Raw genomic sequence first — 19519 nt, 5'->3', positions numbered from 1 at the left:
TGCTCGTTTAACCTTATCACATCGTTCTAAGCAAATTCTGAGCAAAAAAAAGCGGCTTACGCCTTCGACTCATCGTCGGCGTTGCCGCTGTACAGCTCGGAAAATAATCGAACCGTGGATTTTAATGGAAGAGTTCCTAGTTCATCTTGCAGTAGCTTCGTAAATCGTTCATAATGCCTCATCATGGACAATCGGTCCCCCGACTTCGCATACACCAGCAATACCCTTTCATTGACATCGTCAAGATAAGGGTTATGGCGAAGGGCGCTTTGCAAACATTTTGCCGCCGCACGGAACTCTTTGACAGATAAATAGTAATCCGACATTCGTCTCATTAACTCAATATAATCGCTTTTATATTTCTCCTGCGCTTCCTGCGCCCAAGCAAAACCATCTTCCTCCATATAATTGCCTTTGTAAAGGTTTGCTATCTTCTCGAATTCCCCGATAGAATCTGGAGTTATGACCATTTCACCGCCAGTAACCCGCTCAAATCCAGCTGCATCACATTCAACACCACGTATCTCCAAACGATAGCAGTTGTTATGAAACTCCAACTTATAGTTGTCGCCGGCGCTCGCTATCTTTTTCCTAATGCTATAGATACAGGTGTGCAAAAATGCGGTAACTTGCTCCAAATTTGCATTAGGCCAAATATCCTCGAGAATTTTTTCTTTCGTAATTAACGTATTCCGGTGATGAACAAGATACGCCATCAGTTCGCGTTCCTTGGATGTTCTCCATTTTACCGGAGACGCTGTTTCCGCCTTCTCATTGCGCATCCATTCAAAGCGGCCAAAACAGATAAACGTGGACTTGCTTGTTTGCCCCGCATTCTCTTGCTTACCGGCGCTTTGTTTTGACATGGTCCGCGCGATAGTTTTCCTTAAACGTTCTACTGTGGTCGGTTTCAGCACATAATCGATGGCATTCAGCTCAAAGGCCTCGACGGCATAATGATGGTAGGCCGTCACAAATACCACATCGATTCCGGGGTCAATCGCCATGATGTGTTCAGCCGCTTCAATCCCGTTCAGGCCTGGCATTTCAATATCCAAAAACACAACATCCATGCGCTCCTGCAATAACATACTTATCGCTTCGCCCGGTTTCGTAAACGTCCCGACAATCTCGATGTTGCCGATCGTAATCAACAATTTTTCAAGCAAATCCAGTGCAGGCTGTTCATCGTCGATTAATATTGCGCGCAGCATAAGTCACCTCACCCCATCGAATTCGGAATGCGAATCATAACTTCCGTACCTTCTCCAGATACACTATCGATCTTTAGACCCGTTCCGTAGAGTGTCCTTAAGCGCCCTTCGATATTGACGAGTCCAACTCCTCTCGTCCCGTTTTTTCCTTGTAACAAAGACGCTTTCGTTTCATCTGAAATTCCTGGTCCATTATCCGATACGACAATAACGAGACAGTCTCGGTCCGCCTTCACGGAAATTCGCACGACTCCACCTTCCGGCCGCTTCATCACGCCATGCCGAATGGCATTTTCCACAATTGGTTGAATAATAAGTGGCGGAATACGGCAGCGAATATCCTCATCGATGTCATAGATGACTTGCAGTCGCTGACCAAATCGCGCTTTTTCGATGAACAGATAAGACTCTATGAGTTCCAGCTCTTTTTGGATCGAGACGAGTTGTTCCCGGTTTTGAAAATCGAAGCTGCTTCTCAAGTACAAGCTCAATTCAACAAGTAAATCCTGGGCTTTGCTTACGTCTGTATGACTTACCGAAATTACCGTATTGAGCGTGTTAAACAGGAAGTGAGGCTTAATTTGGGCCCGCAAAAAAGCCATCTCACTATGAATTAAATCGTTAACCGATTTTTTCAATTCAAGCAGTGTGCGGATGCGGGCTTTTAATTCGCCAGCCTCAATCGGTTTGCCGAGAAAGTCGTTCGCACCTGAGTCAAAAGCTGTCACGATGTCCTCCGGACGATTTCTAGCTGTTAGCAGCAACACCGGGAGTTCCGACAACGAGTATCGTTCGCGAATATGCCGGCACACTTCGTAGCCTGACATTCCAGGCATCATCAGATCGATAATCGCCAAGTCGATACGCCTGTTCGTCTCAATCTCGCGAATCGCATCCATCCCGCTGGGAACAGCAATGACCGTATATTTCTCTACGGACAGCAGATTGAGCAGCACCTGCCGATTGGCAGCATCGTCATCGGCAATCAGGATCGTATAGATGCTTTCCCCTTCCAATCGAACCTTGTTCGAAGACGCCATTTGAGGCGCAGCCAACTCCTGCAAAGCGTTCGTCCAATTCACTCCCGGTTCGGTCCGTTTCTCGTCTTCCCGATTTGCGGATGGCACTGTAAAGGTAAACACGGCCCCTTTTCCTTGTTCCGATTCCACCCAAATGCTGCCTCCGTGCAATTCCACCAATCGCTTGGTAACGCTGAGTCCGAGCCCCATGCCGCCGTACTCCATCGCAACCGCCTTCCCGGCCTGCTCAAACGATTCGAAGATGACTTCCAGCTTGTCTTGCGGAATGCCGATGCCGGTATCCGAAACGGAAATCACAAGCCAGCCATCATTCTCCCGTGCTGATACGGCAATCTGACCTGAATCCGTAAACTTAAGCGCATTACCGACCAAATTGTTTAGAATTTGGACAAGCCTGTCTTCATCCACATAAACATAGTGACGATCGTTCAGAAAATCAACGAATTGCACCGGTTTGTCCCCTGCCATATGGCGAAACATCTCAAAAATAAGGCGAACAATCGGTTGCAAAGCTACTGCTTTCCGCTTCAAAACAAGCTCTCCATTCTTCAATTTGGAGAAATCAAGCAGATCGCCTAACAGGTTGGCCATCCTCCTGCCGGTATCTTTGATCATGGCTACATTCGTCTTCTGATGCGGCGACATTGGACCTGCCGCGCCTTCAAGCAGCGATCCGGCAATATTGATGATGGCGTGAAGTGGTGTTTTCATTTCATGGGATGTATTAGCAAGAAATTCGTCCTTCAATCGGTCCATATATCGGAGCCGCTCTGAAAGAGTCTCTACTTTCTTGAACGTATTCACAAACTGTTTTGACAGAAACAACCCTTGGGCAACGGCAAAACTTATCCAAGCGGCAGTCTGAAGGGACAGGACGGATACAATCCCCAAAATGTCCAATGCGGAAGCGACTTCAATGATTAGAAGCGACAAAGCGCCGATCAACATCAACAACGAACCTTCCCTCCGTCGCATCATGCCGGCAGACATCACATAGGCAACATACAGGATCTCAACAAATGCCAGTACCAGTCCCACGCTGTTAAGTTTACTGAAGACCGGTGCGGGTGTAAGCAGAATAAGCAGCAATCTCACTGCGAGAGTCAATCCGAACCCTTTCATGACGACTTTCTTAAATAATCCCGGAAAAGCTTGCATGGCGTAGAGCAGGAGAAATAATTCGGACGCTGCACCGGAGATCGTTTGAACTTTCAAAAACAGCTCAAAAGGAATCCCCGGCGCAAACATCGCCGCAATTTTCTCGCCGTGAGTCGCCAAATATACGCAGACCGCTATACAGCACAGACCAAAATAGAGCCAAGAACGCTCTCGTCCTCTCATCAAGAAAAGAACAATGAAATAAGCGCCGATTAACAAAAAACAGGAGGTAGCTAATAAATCCTCCACCACCGCAAACTCCCGCATGGACAGAATGTCTCCCTGATACCCTAAATAAATAGGATGGGTGATTCCTCCCTGAAAGTACTGAAAATTAGCTACTTGAACGATGATGTCAGCACGGTTTCCGTCAATTTGCAAAAATTGAACGTAGGGTGTATTGACGGAAAGCGTCGTCTGCCTGTCCGTCCCAGGATTGCCCCCGGAACCGATCTCCATGCCGTTTACGAACAGTTTGTGGGCTGTTTTAATGTTAATCTGCCTGATTCCGTAGATCTGCCCAGAGTTACCCTGCAAATTAACATGTAACCGAAATGTCGCATATCCATTCGAAGACCCGCTCAAGCCCCCGACTGCATACTTCTCCCACCTGTCTGGCACGTGAACGAACCCCGTCATCTCCGGTAGCTTGCCGTTATGTCCTAGCGGGTCGAAATCGTCCGGAGTGAGCAACTGATTTCGATAGTATTCCCATTCCCCATCCAGGCGGGTAGACCCGTTATCGGCAAAATTCCATTGCGTTAAATCCAATTCGCCTTTTAGTGCCTTCGGATAAATCGGGGTAGCCCCAAATTTAATGAAAAACCCAATGAAACCGACAATGATACAAATAACCGTTATTATGACCTTGCCATTTTTAAGCATCCACTTCGCCTTTTTTGTCAAATGTTATAATAGAAGAGTATTCGACAAAAATTTACAAATCCCTTTGAAAATCGAGCCGTTGTTTGACAAGCAGGCTACCATAGCTACTCTCTGTGGACAATTCAAATGCTAGATCACGATAAAAAAACGCTCACCCAGTTGGGTGAACGCTTCATACCTTCAGCGAGTGACTTCGCTTCGGCCAAAAATCAAATTTCATCAAACGTTACTTTAGTTCCTGTGCGTGCTGATAGATACAAACCTTCAAGTATGATAGCAAGTGATATGCCTTCCTGCGTTCCGTTCAGAGCTGGTTCCACCTCGCCATCCATCGCCTTGATCCAGCGGTGAATGGAGGGTTCCCCCGGCATTGGCGGAAGTAAACTCATTGGATTGGGGTGCGTCTGCTGATCTTGGGTAAACAAATGCACCGTCACGTCTTCCTGCTTCAGCAGCTTGTGATGAACCCCGTTCATGCCGTTTGCACGGAAGCTGCCCATTGTGCCGTACATTTCCATAGAAAACGGTGAATTGTTGGCGACATGGCTCGTATCACAGATGGCGATTGTGCCGTTTTCGAATTCGAAGATGCTGGCTGCATTATCTTCACCAATGGTCTCCGTACGGCGAGTCCCAATCGCAGTCACCGCAAGCGGCATGCCCAGCAGCCACAGCATCAAATACAGGCAATGTGCGCCAAGATCGGCAAATACACCGTAGGTGCTTTGTCGGAACTGAGGCGGCCATTGCTGGCCAAGCCCTCCGAGCGCCCCAGAGTGGGCGTTGCGCACCCTCAAACTGGTGACCGATCCGATCCTGCCGGACTCCAGCACTTGCTTGGCAGCCAGATGAATCGGCCAACGCTTGAGTGACATGTCGAGGGCAAAAATAATGCCCGCCTTCTCGATGGCTTCCTTCGCGATCAGCGCCTCTTTCCTTGACATCGCAAGCACTTGATCCGCCATCACATGCTTGCCGGCTTGAGCCGCTTTGATAATAAGCGAAGCTGCTTGTTCCGGCGCCGTGTCGATAACAACGCCATCCAGATCTGGCCGAGCTAACAAAACGTCCAAATCGGGTTCGAAGGGAAGGCCGAATTCCTCCGCATATTTTCTTCCGCGATGCGCCTCCTCATCCCATACAGCAACAATCTCAACATCAGGCAAATCAGCCAGCTCTCTGACAAAGCTTTGGGCATGGAAATGATTCCAGCAGCTTAGCAGGCATACTTTTCTTTTCATCCTAGACCCTCCATTTTTCCCAAACCCCATGTTTCTGCAAAAGCATTAAACGCTCACGGCAATCATCGCCGCAATTCCTACGATAATACCCACCCATCCTCTCGAAGACAGATGTTCCTTGTATAAAAACCGGGAAACAACAACAAGACCGATGATGATACCTCCATTAACCGTAGGAAATAAGTAAGATCCGGGGAGCTTGCCCGAAAGCCACACGACGATCCAATTGCCGATTCCGGTCGTTAAAGCAAGTCCTACGATAGAGGGCCAATACTTTACGAAAGTTGCAAGGTTTTGCAAGACCATCTTGGCACCAGGCTCGCTGGTTTCCAACTTATTTTTACGGCCAATTCGAGATGAAATAGCTGAGCCTATTACACAGAACAGGCAACCCGCCAAGAAAGCTATCGTCATAAAAACGGAAGTTTCATCGCGCTCCGTCATCGTTTGCTGGAGCTTGGAGAGTACGGAAAGATTACCGTTCAGCAGAAAGGATAACCCCGCGTACCCATACCATTGCCTTGTGATTCGCTTGGTTTTCTGTTTTTTTCCATAGACAAGAATGAAATAAAAGGAAACCATAAACAGTCCGACACCGAGCCATTTCATATACCCGAAGCTTTCCTGCCAAAATAAAGCGCTAGCCGCAACAGGGAGCAGCATGCTGGCAGAAAAGCAAAAAGAAGTAGTCGAAAGCGGACCTGTGCGGATCGCGAGCGAATACACGGTCATTGTTAAGGCAAAATCTGCTCCGTAAACAATAGCAATCCAAAAGGTGGATAAGCTTACCGTGAATGGCCCTGCCATTAGCATTGTCCAAGTCATAAATCCGACCGCAATCATCAGCATGTAGGAAGCATGAAGGAGCAAAGGCTCTCCCTGATGCTCCCCTACCTTCTTGAACTGTTTCAAACAAAGCGATTGCACCACAAACAATGCCGCAGCAACGTACGGCACTAACAACAGCAAAGCACATCCTCCTTCATCATTAACGCAATCCGAGCTCGCTCAAGGTTGTTCGCAGATAATGGCCAGCGAAGCCTAAACGCTCGTCACGCTGCTCGGCATACGCCGGTTGCTCGTAAATGGCTGGATGTGGGAGGCTTCCTTCAGCTACACGTTGTTCGCATATCCGGGCTAATCTGACCAACTCGGCGATGTCCCTTAGACTCATATCCGGATGGCTGTTCCGCCACTGTTCGACGAAAATGTCGATATTCATGTAACCCTTGTGATCTTCAATTTGCATATGAAGATCAGGTTGATGCGGGGCGATGATCGAGAATATTTGGTGATAATCGACGATGCCCTGCCCGACCGGCTTAACCTGACGGATAAGTCCGGTGTCCGAGAAGAACAGAATGCAATCCTTGGCATGCATCTGATGAACGTAAGGCGCGGTTCGCGTTGCTACCGCGACCGGATCCTCACCGCGAGCGAACACATTCGCGGTATCGAATGCGACGCCGAGAATATCGTCGCCGACCTCTTCAATCAATCGGACGATTTCATGCGAGGTAATCTCCTCGTGCGTTTCCAGATTGATTCGGGTGCCTGTGTCGAGCAGCACAGGCTTAAGACTTTTCAGGAAATTGGCTGTGGCGCGAAGCTGCTCCTCCCAAGTAACATCTGTGCGGAATCGATCATATACATGGTAGCCCTTATGCTCGCCTTTCCAACCGGCTGTGACCCCAATCAACTCTTTTGCCCCTATGCTAGCTGCTGCGTAGAGCATCTTCTCTACAGAAAGCTTGTAATCTCCGCCGCCTAGCTGCCACACCTCCGGGGTTTCATTGGTATTGAACGGGTTGACGCGCCCAATGCCCAAATCAATGTATAATCCGAGTTCCTTCGCGGTATCGGCTGCTTCTTTAAGTTCCACAGGATCAAGCGTCTTGGAGGCTACCATGGGGGACTTGCCGTATACGCCGTCATATCCTTCTTGTTTCGCCTTCTCAAGCGCCACGGTGAACGGAACTTCTTCCTGAAGAAAGCCGTGATGCAGATCGATTCCAATTTTCATAGCCATATTTACACCTCCATTTTTCCATCATCCCAGCATGGGGAACCACTTTTTGAGCTCTGCGTCATCCACTTTTCGGCCGTAATTGGCGATTTCAAATGGCTCGGCGTAAGTAATTTGCGCGGCTCTCTCCGCTCCATACCATTTCTCCAATCCCGCCTTCATCTCATCAGAGACATAGAAAAACGGCGCCCAATATTTCAGCAGGTATTCCCGCTTCTCTTCCCAGATCTGAGGTACTTCGCGGTCCTCATTTTTGCCGCTGAATTCATAGAATTGAGAAGCATGTGCATCGCAAGCTAACAGCTTCTTCTCCAGCACGGCTTCAATATCGATCACCACGTCCGCTTGATAGCGATCCTTCATGGAGTAGTCCGGCATGAGCAGTACAACCGGCGTACGCTCCAAGGCGGGAACATCGATTACCGCATTTTTAAGCGCCGAGAACGGAACGGCATCACTCACAACGTGTCCGGCGTACCGGTTATCGGGATGCGTGCCCCCAGCCGGATGGAACGTGATGACCACATCCGCCTGCCAGCGTCGGATGTGCCGAATGACCTCATTGCGCGTAGCCACATCGGGAAATAATTCACCGTCATGCGTGCTCAGCACTTCGTATTCGACGATGCCCAGCCTCTTGGCTGCTTCATCCGCTTCCTTTTTTCTGCGCTTGACTAGCTCTGGTCCGGGTAACTCATAATGGCCGCCGCAGCCGTCAGTCAAAGAAAGAAATTTCACTTTGTGCCCCAAAGCGGCGAATAATGCCGCAGTTCCGCCTGCATAGATATCCGGCTCATCCGGATGTGCCCCTATCACGATCACTCGAATCTCTTGTTTCATTGTCTTTTCCACCTCTCCAAAATCCAGTTATTATTTCGCTATTATTTCGTTAATGAATCGTTGTAGATTTTCTTTAGTTTCGTTACGCCGCGTGCGTCCATGTCCTTCACATAGTTGTTCCATTCCGTATCAATATTCACTTTGTTATACACAAACTGCTCGTGCGTCTTGGCAAATAAATCGTTCACGGTCGTAACGAGCATGTTCTCCTCTTCCTTCTGCTCCGCTTTCAGCTTTGGTACCTTGGTAATGGCTGGGAACCAGTTCTTGGCCTTGGCTTCCTCGGTGAGCGTGCCAACTAACGGATTGTTCAACACCTTAATAAACCAGTCATACGGATAAAGCATGGCATAATTGGTATTCGCAGCTCCGATATCCCATAGTGACTTCTGAATGCTGCTGCTGTTTTTGACTGCGTCGCTGAAATCCTTTTTGCCATTCACTTCGACATAAGTCTGATCTTTGATTCCCCAAGTGAACGGGACGTTCCCTTCATCGCTGTATAACCAATCCACGAACGCAAGGAGCTTGTCAAAATAAGGTTTCTTTGCTGCGCTGGCGGGAATGACGAGACCGTCTTTGATTCGGGTCGTACTAGCCGCCTTGACTCCGCCCGGACCTGCGATCGGAGGTAATGGCGTCAGTTCAAAGTCGGGACCGACGTTCTTTTTTCCATCCGCATTCAGCTGAGCAAGTTCACTAATCCAGGTGTAGGTGAATGTACTTTTTCCAGTCGCCATTTTCTGCTTCCAGGAATCCAGGCTCGACGTATACAACTCCGGATCAGCCAGTTTCTCGGTGATCAGCTTGTTCAAGTACTTCACATATTGCTTGTAATTGTCACTGGTATAGGCATAGGTGAACGAGTTCGAAGCGCTGTCATACATGAACCCGTTATACGAAGGATCAATCCCCCAGGCAGCGCCCGAGATGCTCCGAAGAGTATTGGCACCTATCAAGTTCGCCATCGGATAGCTTGCAGGGTCCTTCTCCTTGAATACCTTCAATACGTTATATAACTCATCCATCGTCTTCGGAACTTGCAAGCCGTATTTCTTCAGCAGGTCCGTACGGATAACAGGTGCCGTATTGTACAAAGCTGCTTCGTTCATTTGCGGTAAAATATACAGCTTGCCGTCCTTCGTCTCCCAATTCTCAAGCTCATCGTCAATCTTGTATTCTTTCACCTTTTTTTGAAAATTCGGTAGCTTATCGAGATAGTCGTTGATGTTTAACAGGACACCGGTCTCGGCCACGCTCATCAGGCTGGGATGATCCACGGAGCTGATCAAATCCGGCAGCGTGCCCGAGCTGGTCACAATTTTAAACTTATTGGCGTAATCCTTATCCGGTACCGCTTGCACATCTAACTTCACGTTCTTAAGCGTTTGCATCTGCTTGAGCGCAGGCCACTCTTTATTGAAGGGATAAGCGGCGCTGTCGGAGTACATCATCGAGAAGGTGGTCGTTTTCTCTGAACTATTTTCGCCACTCACGTTAGTTCCCGCACCCTTATTTGAGCTGGAACAAGCGGCTAAAGGTACGGTGATCACCATCAAAGCAGTGACGAATAAAAACCCTCTTTTCATGGATCGTCTCATCGGATTTCCTCCTAAATGCTTTCTTCTGTGAAAGCTGGCAACTACAAAATTCAAGCCCCTCTTACTATCAACCTTTAACCGCACCCAACATAACGCCTTGAGCAAAATGCTTCTGAGCAAAAGGAAACAGGACAACCACCGGCAGTGTTGTGACCATGATAGCAGCCGACTTTAAGGATGCCGCCGAAAGGCTCGTGACCTCGCTTTGGCCGCCATTGGACGCCAGATCTGCTCCAGCTACAATATTGCGCACGATCATCATGACGGGAAGCTTCTCCGTGCTGTTCAAATAAATCATTGCATTAAACCAATTATTCCAATAATAAATTGCGAGAAAAAGCGTGATTGCAGCTAACACCGGCTTGGACAGCGGAATGACGATGCGCCACAGAATCTGGATCGGATTCAAGCCATCGATCATGGCCGACTCTTCAAGGCTTTCGGGAATGGATTGGAAATACGTCATGACTAGCAGTAAGTAATACGGTGTAATGCAGAAGGGCAGCACAATGGCCCAAATCGTATCAATCAAACCGAGACTTTTTACCACCAGATAAGTAGGAATTAAGCCTCCACTGAAAAACATAGTAAACATAATAAACAGAATGAAGAGCTTTCTGCCTTTCAAAAAGGTTTTGGATAACGGATATGCGCAAATCGTCAGCATAAACAATCCAATTGCCGTGCCAAGCCCCGTCTGAAGAAAGGAATTGTAGAAGCCTGACTTGATGCTCGGATGCTGAAAAATGCGGAAATACGCGTCCAGGTTAAAACCTATGGGAAATAACCCCACTTTACCGCCTACAATTGCCCAAGATTCACTAAGTGAAATCGCTAATAAATTTAGAAACGGGATGATTATAGCTGCCAGAACGGCAAGCATGATGAGTGCATTCACCACTCTGAACAGTTGATAGCTCCAAGTTCGCCGATAGAGCATACTCCACCTCCTTAATACAAGGATATGCCGGAAATTTTGCGGGAAATGTAGTTGGCTCCCGATACGAGGAAGAGACCGATCAAACCGCCGAACATGCCGACTGCCGTTGCGTAGCTGTAATTGCTGTTCTCAAGACCCATCCGGAACACAAACGTATCGATAATATCACTGGTTGCGGAATTGCTAGGCGTATAGAGCAGCAGCGCCTTCTCAAATCCAATGCTAAGAATGGAACCAAGAGAAAGAATAAACACAACCGAAATCGTCGGGAGCATTTGCGGAATGGTGACATGAATCGTCTGCTTCAGCCGGCTTGCGCCATCAAGCTCCGCCGCCTCATATAACTGCGAATCTACCGAAGCCAGAACGGCACAGTAAATGATCGCATTCCACCCCATATACTGCCATATATCCGAAGTAATATAGATGGTTCGAAACCACCCCGACTCATTGACGAAGAAAATCGGATCCATCCCAAAATGGATCAGCAACTGGTTGACCCAACCTGTCGTGGGCGAGAGCAGCTCCTTGATCATGCCTACGACAACGACAATGGAAACAAAATTCGGAAAATAAGAAACTGTCTGAATGAACTTCTTGACACGTGGACTTACGATCTCATTGATCAGCAGAGCGAACAGAATCGGCAACGGAAATGTAATCGCCAGATTCAGAATGCTCAGCACCAACGTGTTTTTAAAGGCTACCCAAAAGTTCGGATCGTTCATGAACAGCTTGAAGTAGCGAAGACCTACCCATTCCGTTCCATACACAGGCCCCCCCGGTACATATTTGCGAAAGGCCAACACGTTCCCTGCAATCGGCCCATACCTGAATATGAGGAAGTAGGCGAGTGGCAAGATGAGTAGAATGTAGTAATAACTGTAACGCTTCCAATATGACCTAGCGCGATGATGAGAGGTGCGCACAGTCGCTATTTCCATAGCGTAACCTCCTTTCCTGTGTGATGTGGTGCTGAAACTATCAAATCACATTTCTCGTGGAGAGGAATACAGCCAGTTCGGGATCGATGTCATCGATTTCGCCTATTGTGTACAACGATTTATCGCCTATGTCACGATTTTCCATTCCATCGCAAGTTCGATTATTCCACCATGTAACACTTTTCTACCTAATCCTTTTATATCGATGTAACAAAGTTGACTTGCTCCCTCATTGCTAACTATAATTTGATCAAATCATAACAACATAAGGATGTGAGGACAGCGATATGCCTGCGATAATATCCAAATGGAAGAAGCTTGGTTTCCGAAGCATCCTTTTCCGATTAATCCTGTTGTTTCTCTCCATTACAATGTTTTTGCAACTTATTAACTTCTTATCGTATAACGTCCTTCTGAGCAAATTTGAAAACCAGATCGAACATAATTATGACCGCTCAGTCGCCAATATCGCGTCTTCATTAAACAATCTGTTCGAAGGCATTTATCAAACCAACTATTTGCTAGCGCTTGATCCAAATGTGCTACGCATTTTTTCCGCTAACTATACCATCGACGATGTGTCCAAATATGCCGATATTACCGAAGCCATTCGCTCCTTGTCCCGCATTAAATCAAGCAGCAACTACATTGATAACGCTTACATATATAAACGCAGTGAAAAGCTAATTATTAGCGATGAAGGTACGTATTCCTCCGATTTTTATTACGACAAAGTGTACCGCAGCGGACTGTATCCGAAGGATTTTTGGCAGGCGTATCAAGCGAGTCACCACTTGTTTACGATTCTCCCTCCATCCGACATTTCCGGAACCATCCGGAACCACGGTAAAACGAGCATTCCTGTCGTGCAGTCGATGATCGGAGGTTATTGGTCGAACGATTTGTACGTGATCAATCTGGATGTGCAACCGATTATACAACTTCTTCGCAGTTTTAAAATAACGCCTAACAGTATGCTTCTCGTCTCCAATCAAGACAATCAATTGCTTTTTTCAACGGAAGAAAATAACGCAGACATGTCAGAGATATTAGAAAAAGCTGTGGGAGAGACGGCCAATCGCTTTAAGATGACGTTTCGCAATCAAGAAATGCTCATTATCAAATTCAACACTAGCTTTTTCTTCCAGCAAGCCAATATGATTGTTAGCGTCCCTATAACGGACATCAAGACCAATTTTAACAATTTCAATCATTGGAATATTATAGTTACCGCAATCGCATTGCTGGTCGGGTTATTTATGTCGATCCTGTTTACCAAAATGCTCTACTCGCCCATCCGGGCACTCGTACGTACCTTGCAGGATGGTCGGAGTACGCAGAGAAGCACCGACTCGTTCAAAGAATTTGAATACATTAATAATGAAATTGACCGAATGAAAAACAATGTCGCCCATCTGAATGAGACGTTGTCCTATACGCTCCCGCTGGTGATCGATCAATATCTGGTGAAGATGCTTAAGAGTAATAGCCAGATGGACTACAGCAGGATCGACGATTTCCTGGCGAATTGCAAATTCAGCTTTATGCACGATTCCTTCTGGGTCGGGTTGATTCAGTGCAATTTCAAGAAGCCATTCTATGATTCGTTCTCAGAAGAGTTCCAAAATCAAGCTTCTCAACGGCTTCTCAAGCTGATGAAATCGATGATTCCACCAAGCTCTTCGGTCTATTTGCTGGAGATGGACACCAATCTGTTCGCCATACTCGTGAATCTGCCCCATGACGCTGATACCTGGGCCTATCATGAGTATTTGCAGCAAATTGACGATCTGTTTCAGACCGACAAAGCATTCGTGCACATTCATATCGGCATCGGCAGGAAGCATATAGGCTATCAAGGCATGCAGCGCTCCTACGTCGAGGCAATGAAGGCGCTCTGGCGGGTTTCCCCGTTCGATACCAAAAGGATCAGCATTTATAACGAAAACAATCAGGACGAGTCTGGATATTTGCTAAGCAAAACGGATGAAAACAAACTCTTTAACCTGCTGCTCTCCAACAAGCAAGAGGATTTGCAGCAACTGCTGAAGACAATTATTAATGCCAATATGAACAGCGCTATGACCGATATGAGCAGTAGACAGCTGTATATGCATCTGTATCTGATCGGTACACAAGCGTTGAAGCAGCTTGATAGAACGATGGACGAATCCATCTTCAAAAACTATAGCGAATTCGTCATGTCCATCAGTACTCATTCGATTGGAGATATGGCAGATTTTATCGTGTCGTTTTACGATAGTGTTCTGGAAGCATGCACCCCTAACCAGCCAGGGTTTGATATTAAGTTGTTTAAGCAATACATTGATGACTATTATCACGAAGACATTAGTCTGGACATGCTCGCCGACAAATACAACACCTCACCCAAGTACATGTCCAAACTGTTGAAAAAGGAATTAGGCATGACGTTTCAGAGGTATCTGCAGGAGCTGCGAATCGCGAAAGCCAAGGAGATGCTGCAGCATACAACCAAGCCGATTCAGAAAATTTTGGAAGAGATCGGATTTAACAATCGTAACTCGTTTATTCGAACGTTCAGAAATTTGGAGGGGATATCTCCGACGGAGTATCGGATTCAGCGGCAGGTGCGGAAAGGATAGGTGGAGGTACTAGGACGCGTGCACTCAATGAGTGCACGCTATTTCACTTCAGCCGTTTTCAGCAGTTCAATAAAAAAGGTGAAATGCCCGTTTGCATGCTTAAGTCCGATTTTCCCTCCGTGCAGCTCGACGATATAGTTCGCAATCGATAAACCGAGTCCTGCTCCTGAAGGCACGTCGCGATCGCTTCTGGAGGGCTCTGCCTTATAAAAACGCTCAAACAAAAGCTTCTCCTGCTCCTTGGTAATCGGGTTCCCCCAATTTTCAACTGCTAACAGGATAGATTGGCCATATTGGGCAAGCCGTATCGTAATTTCGCCCGGCTTCAAGGAAAACTTGAGTGCATTCATGAGCAGATTATCGATCGCCCGCACCAGCTTTTCAACATCTACATGAGCAAATAGAGATTGTTGTTCCCAATCCTTCTTGACCGTTAGAGAGAGTTCTTGCGCGATCGGCTCGAACTCGATGATGATTTGCTCTAGGAGGCTGTTGAGATCGATCTTCTGTAAGGTAAGACTTGTATCGCCGCTGGTAAGACGAGTATACTCGAACAGATCATCGATTAACTTTTTCATTTGCTGGGTCTTGTTAAAAGCGTTATGGATGTACCTCTTGTGTTCGTCGAGATCATTGTAGTGGTCATTTTTGAGCAGGTTCAAATAGCCGATGATGCTCGTCAAAGGCGTGCGCAAATCATGGGATACGTGCGTGATCAGCTCCATTTTGGATGTCTCGATCTGACGTTCTCTCTTCATCATGTTTTGAAGCTGCTCGGCCATGTAATTGATGTTCTGCGCGACTTCCCCCAGCTCGTCTTGCCCCGGCAGGGGCACCCGATAATTAAGATCCCCCTTTGCGATCGCCATGAGTCCATCGGCAAGAGTTCTCACCTTCTTGACGATAGGACGCATCAGGAAGAAAAATATGAGCAAAAAGAAAAACAAAAACGCGAGGAATATAAAGGCCACACCAACAAAGTCCACAGTTGCTCCTTCAGTCTTCCGTGCAATAATCTGCGGAAAAATAAATTTCAAAAGGCTATTGATGATGGACGATCCGAAAAAAGCGACGATAAGGCTAAAGAGAAGCGATCCGAGCAAGCGCAGCCTAATACTTTTTTTCCAATTTAAGAGGGAAAAGAAGTCTCTATTCAACTTTATAACCCACTCCCCAAACCGTTTTGATGAATCGCGGCTCACGCGGATTGTCTTCAATCTTCTCTCGAATGTTGCGCACGTGGACCATTACCGTATTGTCGGACAAAAATTTATCTTCCTTCCAAACGTTTCTATATATTTGCTCCACTTTAAACACTTGCCCGCGATGACCGGCAAGCAGCTCCAGAATGGAGAATTCGATTGGCGTAAGAGGCACCTCTTGGCCGCGTACCGTCACGAGATGCTTGGTTTTGTTAATGACCAGCTCGTCGATTTCAACTACGCTGGCATCGGAAGCTTTGACCTGATGATCGGGGGCGCCGGTGAATGTTTGTCTGCGCAACTGCGCCTTCACTCTTGCGATTAGCTCCAGCGGATTGAACGGTTTGGCCACGTAATCGTCCGCCCCGGTCGTAAGCCCCGTTATTTTGTCGATATCCTCACTTTTGGCTGAGAGCATAATGATCGGAATTTTCGTCATCTCTCTAATCTTGAAGCAAGCTCTGATTCCATCCATATTCGGCATCATAACGTCCAGAATGATTAAATCAATCGATTCACGGCGCAGCTGCTCGAGTGTTTGAACGCCGTCCTCCGTTTCAAACACGCAGTAACCTTCATTTTGCAGGTAAATACGAATGACGTCGCGAATTTCCGGATCGTCGTCTGCGACAAGAACGCTGATTGTCAAATTCAATCACTCCCCGATTTTTATCTTTCGACCACCCGCCTAATGCCCTATTGCAAAGCTACCATATTTCCGGAAAAACGTCTCCGAAAAAACGCAAATATTGTTATCAAGATTCTCCCCTTTTACGGCAGACGTATACAAAAGCGGGAGGAACGTTGAGAGGGATAAAATGAACTCGCTCGATTTCAAATCGCTGACTGAGCTGCTTACGCATCTGCTGAGAATACTGGAAGGCAATGAATAAGCCACCTGGTTTCAACGTCGTTTCGATCTGGTACATTAGTTGCTCGCGCAGAGCCGGCGAAAAATTAAAAAACGGAAGACCGCTCAAGATGCAATCTAACCCATCGATCCCTTCTTTCTGTAACGCATGCTGCATGTTACATGCATCGGCATAACAGGCGAAGTGCCGAAAACGCGCGGACAATTGACTTCGCATCTGTTGGTCTTTTTCGAACAATAGAACCTTTGCCTCTTTATGCAGAACTTGTGCCAGATGTCTGGTAATGGCGCCAGTGCCAACCCCGAGTTCAGCTACGCTCCTTACTTGACTCCATTGAACTGGTTCGAGCATTTTTTTGGCTAAAAACACGGAGCTCGGTGCGACGCTGCCAATCTGCCTCGGTGCACGCATGAATTTATATAGAAACAAAAGCTGCTCCTGCATGGCTCTAATCATGAAATAACTCTCCTCTCATTCCGTACGTTGCAACTATCGTAACGAAAAATTCTGCAGAATGAGCTAAGAAAAAGATAAAGAATTTCTGAAGAAAGTTTGAAGTGCATTCACTTTTCGAATTCTCATCATATTTTCATGTCTAGCATTTACAGTAGGTCTGTACCTCGAATAATTCTTTCAAAGGAGAGAAACATGAAATCAAATACATCAAAAACCTTGTTAAGCAAGGTACCGGAAGTCACCATTTATTTCTGGATAATAAAAATCTTATGTACCACCATGGGTGAGACAGCAGCAGACTTCCTTAACGTCAATCTTGGCTTTGGACTGACGGGTACGTCCGTTGTAATGGGCGTTTTATTACTCGCCGTGATCTTCTTTCAATTCAAAGCAACGAAATACATGCCTACACTGTACTGGCTGACGGTCGTCTTGATCAGCATTTTTGGGACTCTCGTTACTGACAATTTAACAGATAGCATAGGCGTCCCACTGGAAGTCAGTACTGCCATTTTCAGCATTATCTTAATACTATGCCTATCTTTCTGGTACGCCAAAGAAAAAACGCTCTCTATCCATTCTATCTTCACCAAGCGAAGAGAAGCTTTTTATTGGCTAACGATCCTGTTCACATTTGCACTCGGAACGGCAGCAGGAGATCTCATGGCAGAGAGCCTTGGACTCGGCTACCTTGTTACAGGACTTATTATTTGTGCAGTCATTGCCTGCGTGACTATCGCCTGGCGTTGTGGTCTTAATGCTGTGTTGGCCTTCTGGATCGCCTACATCATGACGCGTCCTTTAGGGGCTTCGATCGGGGACCTGTTATCGCAAACACCAGAGTTCGGCGGGTTGGGATTAGGAGCAACGATAACAAGTGTCATATTCCTTTTAGCCATCGTACTGATCATCATTTTCCTTTCTATCACGAAACGAGATGTAGTCACACCTTCATCAACAAAGCTTGCACATGAGACGAAAGGATTTGCCGTCGTGTGGCAAGTTGTCGTTGTTGTAGGCGTCCTAGCCATAGCGGCAGGAACAGGTTATTATTGGCGTAGTACAAATATCGAAGCTGTTCTTCCTCAAGGGGATTCAACGAATTCCGTTCAGATGACCTCACCTCTAGGTGATTTGTCTAGTTTCAAGAAAATTGCGGAGGATACGCTTGGTTTTGTGAAGGCAGGGAATACCGCTGGGGCTAAATCACGCGTTGATGATTTGGAGCATACATGGGATACAGCTGAGGCCAAGCTCAAACCTATGAACAAGAAAAAGTGGACCGAGGTTGACAATGCGATTGATAAGGTTTTGAGGCAAGTACGAGCCGTACATCAAGATCCTGAAGCATGTAAAACAGCTCTAGAAGCCTTGATCACCCTCACTAGCTAATACAACAAATAAAAAAAGAGGCTATCCCCAAAAAGTCAGGAAATGACTAGGGGATAGCCTCTGTTTCATGTTATTTGAGTTTGTTCGTCCATATACCTTGAATGGCAGATGTATCCGCGGTTGCCCCCATATATGGCAGACGGTATAACTCTTCTACTGTTCTTAAAACATTTAAATGCGTTATTTTCTGATCGTAAGTTACAGGTTTGACCATCGCTCCAACAAAAATCGTCGGGATATGATTATCTTTCGAAGAATCATCCTCATCCCATGTAAGGATAAGCAAGCTATTATGGCTTTGTGCCCAAGTGACATAAGGGCCGATGTGGGTTTTCAGCCAATTATCTGCGGATAGAATCGTTCCATCGTGCATATCATTATCCAAATTCGGTATGACGAAAGAAACTGTAGGGAGTTTGCTATAATCAGTTGGAAATTGAGAGAACGGTAAGTTACTTTCTTTCGCAACATTAGAGAAACTTACCCAAGGGCTATGTTTTCGACCGTATTGATGATTGGTACAAGCCGTAGAACCAATCTCAGGTAAATCTTCCGAATATCCAGAAAAGGAAAAGCCGGCTTGTACCAGCTCGCTCGCCAAATTTGGAGTTTTAAACAAATGTCCGCAAGAGTCGTCTTTAACGCCCTGATCAGAGCCAGAAAACAGAACAAAATAATTTGGCTGACTCGGGTGCGCTACGGCATAGGAATGCGTAAAAAACGCACCTTGCTTGGTCAATGCATTCATGTAGGGAGCAGCTCGATTCCCTATTAATGTCTCATAGGAGTGATTTTCTTCTACCACAATGACGACATGATCAGGTCTTGTCCCTTCATCAGGCGGGATAGCAACCTTTTGTTGCGCAGGAACTGTTGCTGCCGAACTGGTCGGTGCAGGAGTTTGCCTAGAAGTGACCCTCTCTGATTGAAGTGGATGGCTTGAGCTAGTTGGAGCACTTGATTGTGAAACGATGGAAGTAGCGCTTGGAGTCGGCTTCATTGTCACTTGTTGACTTTGATCCATATTGGTGCAAGCTGTCAGTACCAAAATAAAAATAGAAATGACCGCAACAGATGCTTTCAT

General features: G+C 46.6%; 15 protein-coding genes. 2 read left to right on the top strand and 13 right to left on the bottom strand.

Translation table 11 applies throughout. The annotated features are described in order from the left end of the window. Positions 1–56: 56 nt before the first annotated feature. The 9 genes from ACKTT9_RS05205 to ACKTT9_RS05165 all read right to left on the bottom strand — a co-directional run bounded on the left by ACKTT9_RS05205 (position 57) and on the right by ACKTT9_RS05165 (position 11889). A complete protein-coding gene (locus ACKTT9_RS05205) occupies positions 57–1214 on the bottom strand; it encodes a response regulator (protein ID WP_407870762.1) in 1158 nt (385 codons plus the stop codon). An 8-nt stretch (positions 1215–1222) separates the two neighbouring features. After that, on the bottom strand, positions 1223–4297 hold the full coding sequence (locus ACKTT9_RS05200; RefSeq protein ID WP_407870761.1) for an ATP-binding protein: 3075 nt from the start codon (positions 4295–4297) through the stop codon (positions 1223–1225). 209 nt (positions 4298–4506) lie between these two features. Then, entirely contained in the window at positions 4507–5538 is a 1032-nt protein-coding gene (locus tag ACKTT9_RS05195) for a Gfo/Idh/MocA family protein (RefSeq protein ID WP_407870760.1), read from the bottom strand. Positions 5539–5583: 45 nt separating this feature from the next. Beyond that, complete coding sequence (locus ACKTT9_RS05190; RefSeq protein WP_407870759.1) at positions 5584–6507, bottom strand: hypothetical protein; 924 nt, start codon at positions 6505–6507, stop codon at positions 5584–5586. Positions 6508–6526: 19 nt separating this feature from the next. Continuing rightward, a complete protein-coding gene (locus ACKTT9_RS05185; RefSeq protein ID WP_407870758.1) occupies positions 6527–7567 on the bottom strand; it encodes a sugar phosphate isomerase/epimerase family protein in 1041 nt (346 codons plus the stop codon). 21 nt (positions 7568–7588) lie between these two features. After that, on the bottom strand, positions 7589–8404 hold the full coding sequence (locus tag ACKTT9_RS05180; RefSeq protein WP_407870757.1) for a PIG-L deacetylase family protein: 816 nt from the start codon (positions 8402–8404) through the stop codon (positions 7589–7591). Positions 8405–8445: 41 nt separating this feature from the next. Beyond that, entirely contained in the window at positions 8446–10005 is a 1560-nt protein-coding gene (locus ACKTT9_RS05175) for an extracellular solute-binding protein (protein ID WP_407870756.1), read from the bottom strand. Between the two features lie 67 nt (positions 10006–10072). Continuing rightward, entirely contained in the window at positions 10073–10945 is an 873-nt protein-coding gene (locus ACKTT9_RS05170; RefSeq protein WP_127458353.1) for a carbohydrate ABC transporter permease, read from the bottom strand. 11 nt (positions 10946–10956) lie between these two features. After that, positions 10957–11889, bottom strand: a complete 933-nt coding sequence (locus ACKTT9_RS05165; protein ID WP_407870755.1) for an ABC transporter permease — start codon at positions 11887–11889, stop codon at positions 10957–10959. A gap of 287 nt (positions 11890–12176) precedes the next feature. On the opposite strand from ACKTT9_RS05165, the gene ACKTT9_RS05160 reads away from it, so the two are divergent. Beyond that, positions 12177–14513 carry a helix-turn-helix domain-containing protein gene (locus tag ACKTT9_RS05160; RefSeq protein WP_407870754.1) on the top strand — a complete coding sequence of 779 codons (2337 nt, stop codon included), beginning with the start codon at positions 12177–12179 and terminating at the stop codon, positions 14511–14513. A 38-nt stretch (positions 14514–14551) separates the two neighbouring features. On the opposite strand, the gene ACKTT9_RS05155 is transcribed toward ACKTT9_RS05160, so the two are convergent. The 3 genes from ACKTT9_RS05155 to ACKTT9_RS05145 form a co-directional block, all read right to left on the bottom strand. Continuing rightward, the gene (locus tag ACKTT9_RS05155; protein WP_407870753.1) at positions 14552–15670 is read right to left on the bottom strand and encodes an ATP-binding protein; all 1119 of its coding nucleotides are present in this window, start codon (positions 15668–15670) and stop codon (positions 14552–14554) included. Then, positions 15663–16364 carry a response regulator gene (locus ACKTT9_RS05150; RefSeq protein WP_407870752.1) on the bottom strand — a complete coding sequence of 234 codons (702 nt, stop codon included), beginning with the start codon at positions 16362–16364 and terminating at the stop codon, positions 15663–15665. The genes ACKTT9_RS05155 and ACKTT9_RS05150 overlap by 8 nt, the downstream gene beginning before the upstream one ends. Before the next feature lie 106 nt (positions 16365–16470). Beyond that, positions 16471–17043, bottom strand: a complete 573-nt coding sequence (locus tag ACKTT9_RS05145; RefSeq protein WP_407870751.1) for a class I SAM-dependent methyltransferase — start codon at positions 17041–17043, stop codon at positions 16471–16473. A gap of 192 nt (positions 17044–17235) precedes the next feature. Between ACKTT9_RS05145 and ACKTT9_RS05140 the strand changes: the two genes are divergently transcribed. Then, a complete protein-coding gene (locus ACKTT9_RS05140) occupies positions 17236–18435 on the top strand; it encodes a hypothetical protein (protein ID WP_407870750.1) in 1200 nt (399 codons plus the stop codon). A gap of 70 nt (positions 18436–18505) precedes the next feature. On the opposite strand, the gene ACKTT9_RS05135 is transcribed toward ACKTT9_RS05140, so the two are convergent. Further along, complete coding sequence (locus ACKTT9_RS05135) at positions 18506–19519, bottom strand: alkaline phosphatase family protein (RefSeq protein WP_407870749.1); 1014 nt, start codon at positions 19517–19519, stop codon at positions 18506–18508.

Source organism: Paenibacillus sp. P36 (genome assembly GCF_045866505.1).
In the GTDB taxonomy this organism is placed as follows: Bacteria; Bacillota; Bacilli; order Paenibacillales; family NBRC-103111; genus Paenibacillus_E; species Paenibacillus_E chondroitinus.
This window is presented reverse-complemented; position numbering and strand designations above follow the sequence as displayed.

Excerpts from the sequence above, each read along its gene's own strand:
- ACKTT9_RS05205 (WP_407870762.1), bottom strand. The coding sequence starts at position 1,214 with ATGCTGCGCGCAATATTAATCGACGATGAACAGCCTGCACTGGATTTG.
- ACKTT9_RS05200 (WP_407870761.1), bottom strand. The coding sequence starts at position 4,297 with ATGCTTAAAAATGGCAAGGTCATAATAACGGTTATTTGTATCATTGTC.
- ACKTT9_RS05195 (WP_407870760.1), bottom strand. The coding sequence starts at position 5,538 with ATGAAAAGAAAAGTATGCCTGCTAAGCTGCTGGAATCATTTCCATGCC.
- ACKTT9_RS05185 (WP_407870758.1), bottom strand. The coding sequence starts at position 7,567 with ATGGCTATGAAAATTGGAATCGATCTGCATCACGGCTTTCTTCAGGAA.
- ACKTT9_RS05180 (WP_407870757.1), bottom strand. The coding sequence starts at position 8,404 with ATGAAACAAGAGATTCGAGTGATCGTGATAGGGGCACATCCGGATGAG.
- ACKTT9_RS05175 (WP_407870756.1), bottom strand. The coding sequence starts at position 10,005 with ATGAGACGATCCATGAAAAGAGGGTTTTTATTCGTCACTGCTTTGATG.
- ACKTT9_RS05170 (WP_127458353.1), bottom strand. The coding sequence starts at position 10,945 with ATGCTCTATCGGCGAACTTGGAGCTATCAACTGTTCAGAGTGGTGAAT.
- ACKTT9_RS05165 (WP_407870755.1), bottom strand. The coding sequence starts at position 11,889 with ATGGAAATAGCGACTGTGCGCACCTCTCATCATCGCGCTAGGTCATAT.
- ACKTT9_RS05160 (WP_407870754.1), top strand. The coding sequence starts at position 12,177 with ATGCCTGCGATAATATCCAAATGGAAGAAGCTTGGTTTCCGAAGCATC.
- ACKTT9_RS05145 (WP_407870751.1), bottom strand. The coding sequence starts at position 17,043 with ATGATTAGAGCCATGCAGGAGCAGCTTTTGTTTCTATATAAATTCATG.
- ACKTT9_RS05140 (WP_407870750.1), top strand. The coding sequence starts at position 17,236 with ATGAAATCAAATACATCAAAAACCTTGTTAAGCAAGGTACCGGAAGTC.
- ACKTT9_RS05135 (WP_407870749.1), bottom strand. The coding sequence starts at position 19,519 with ATGAAAGCATCTGTTGCGGTCATTTCTATTTTTATTTTGGTACTGACA.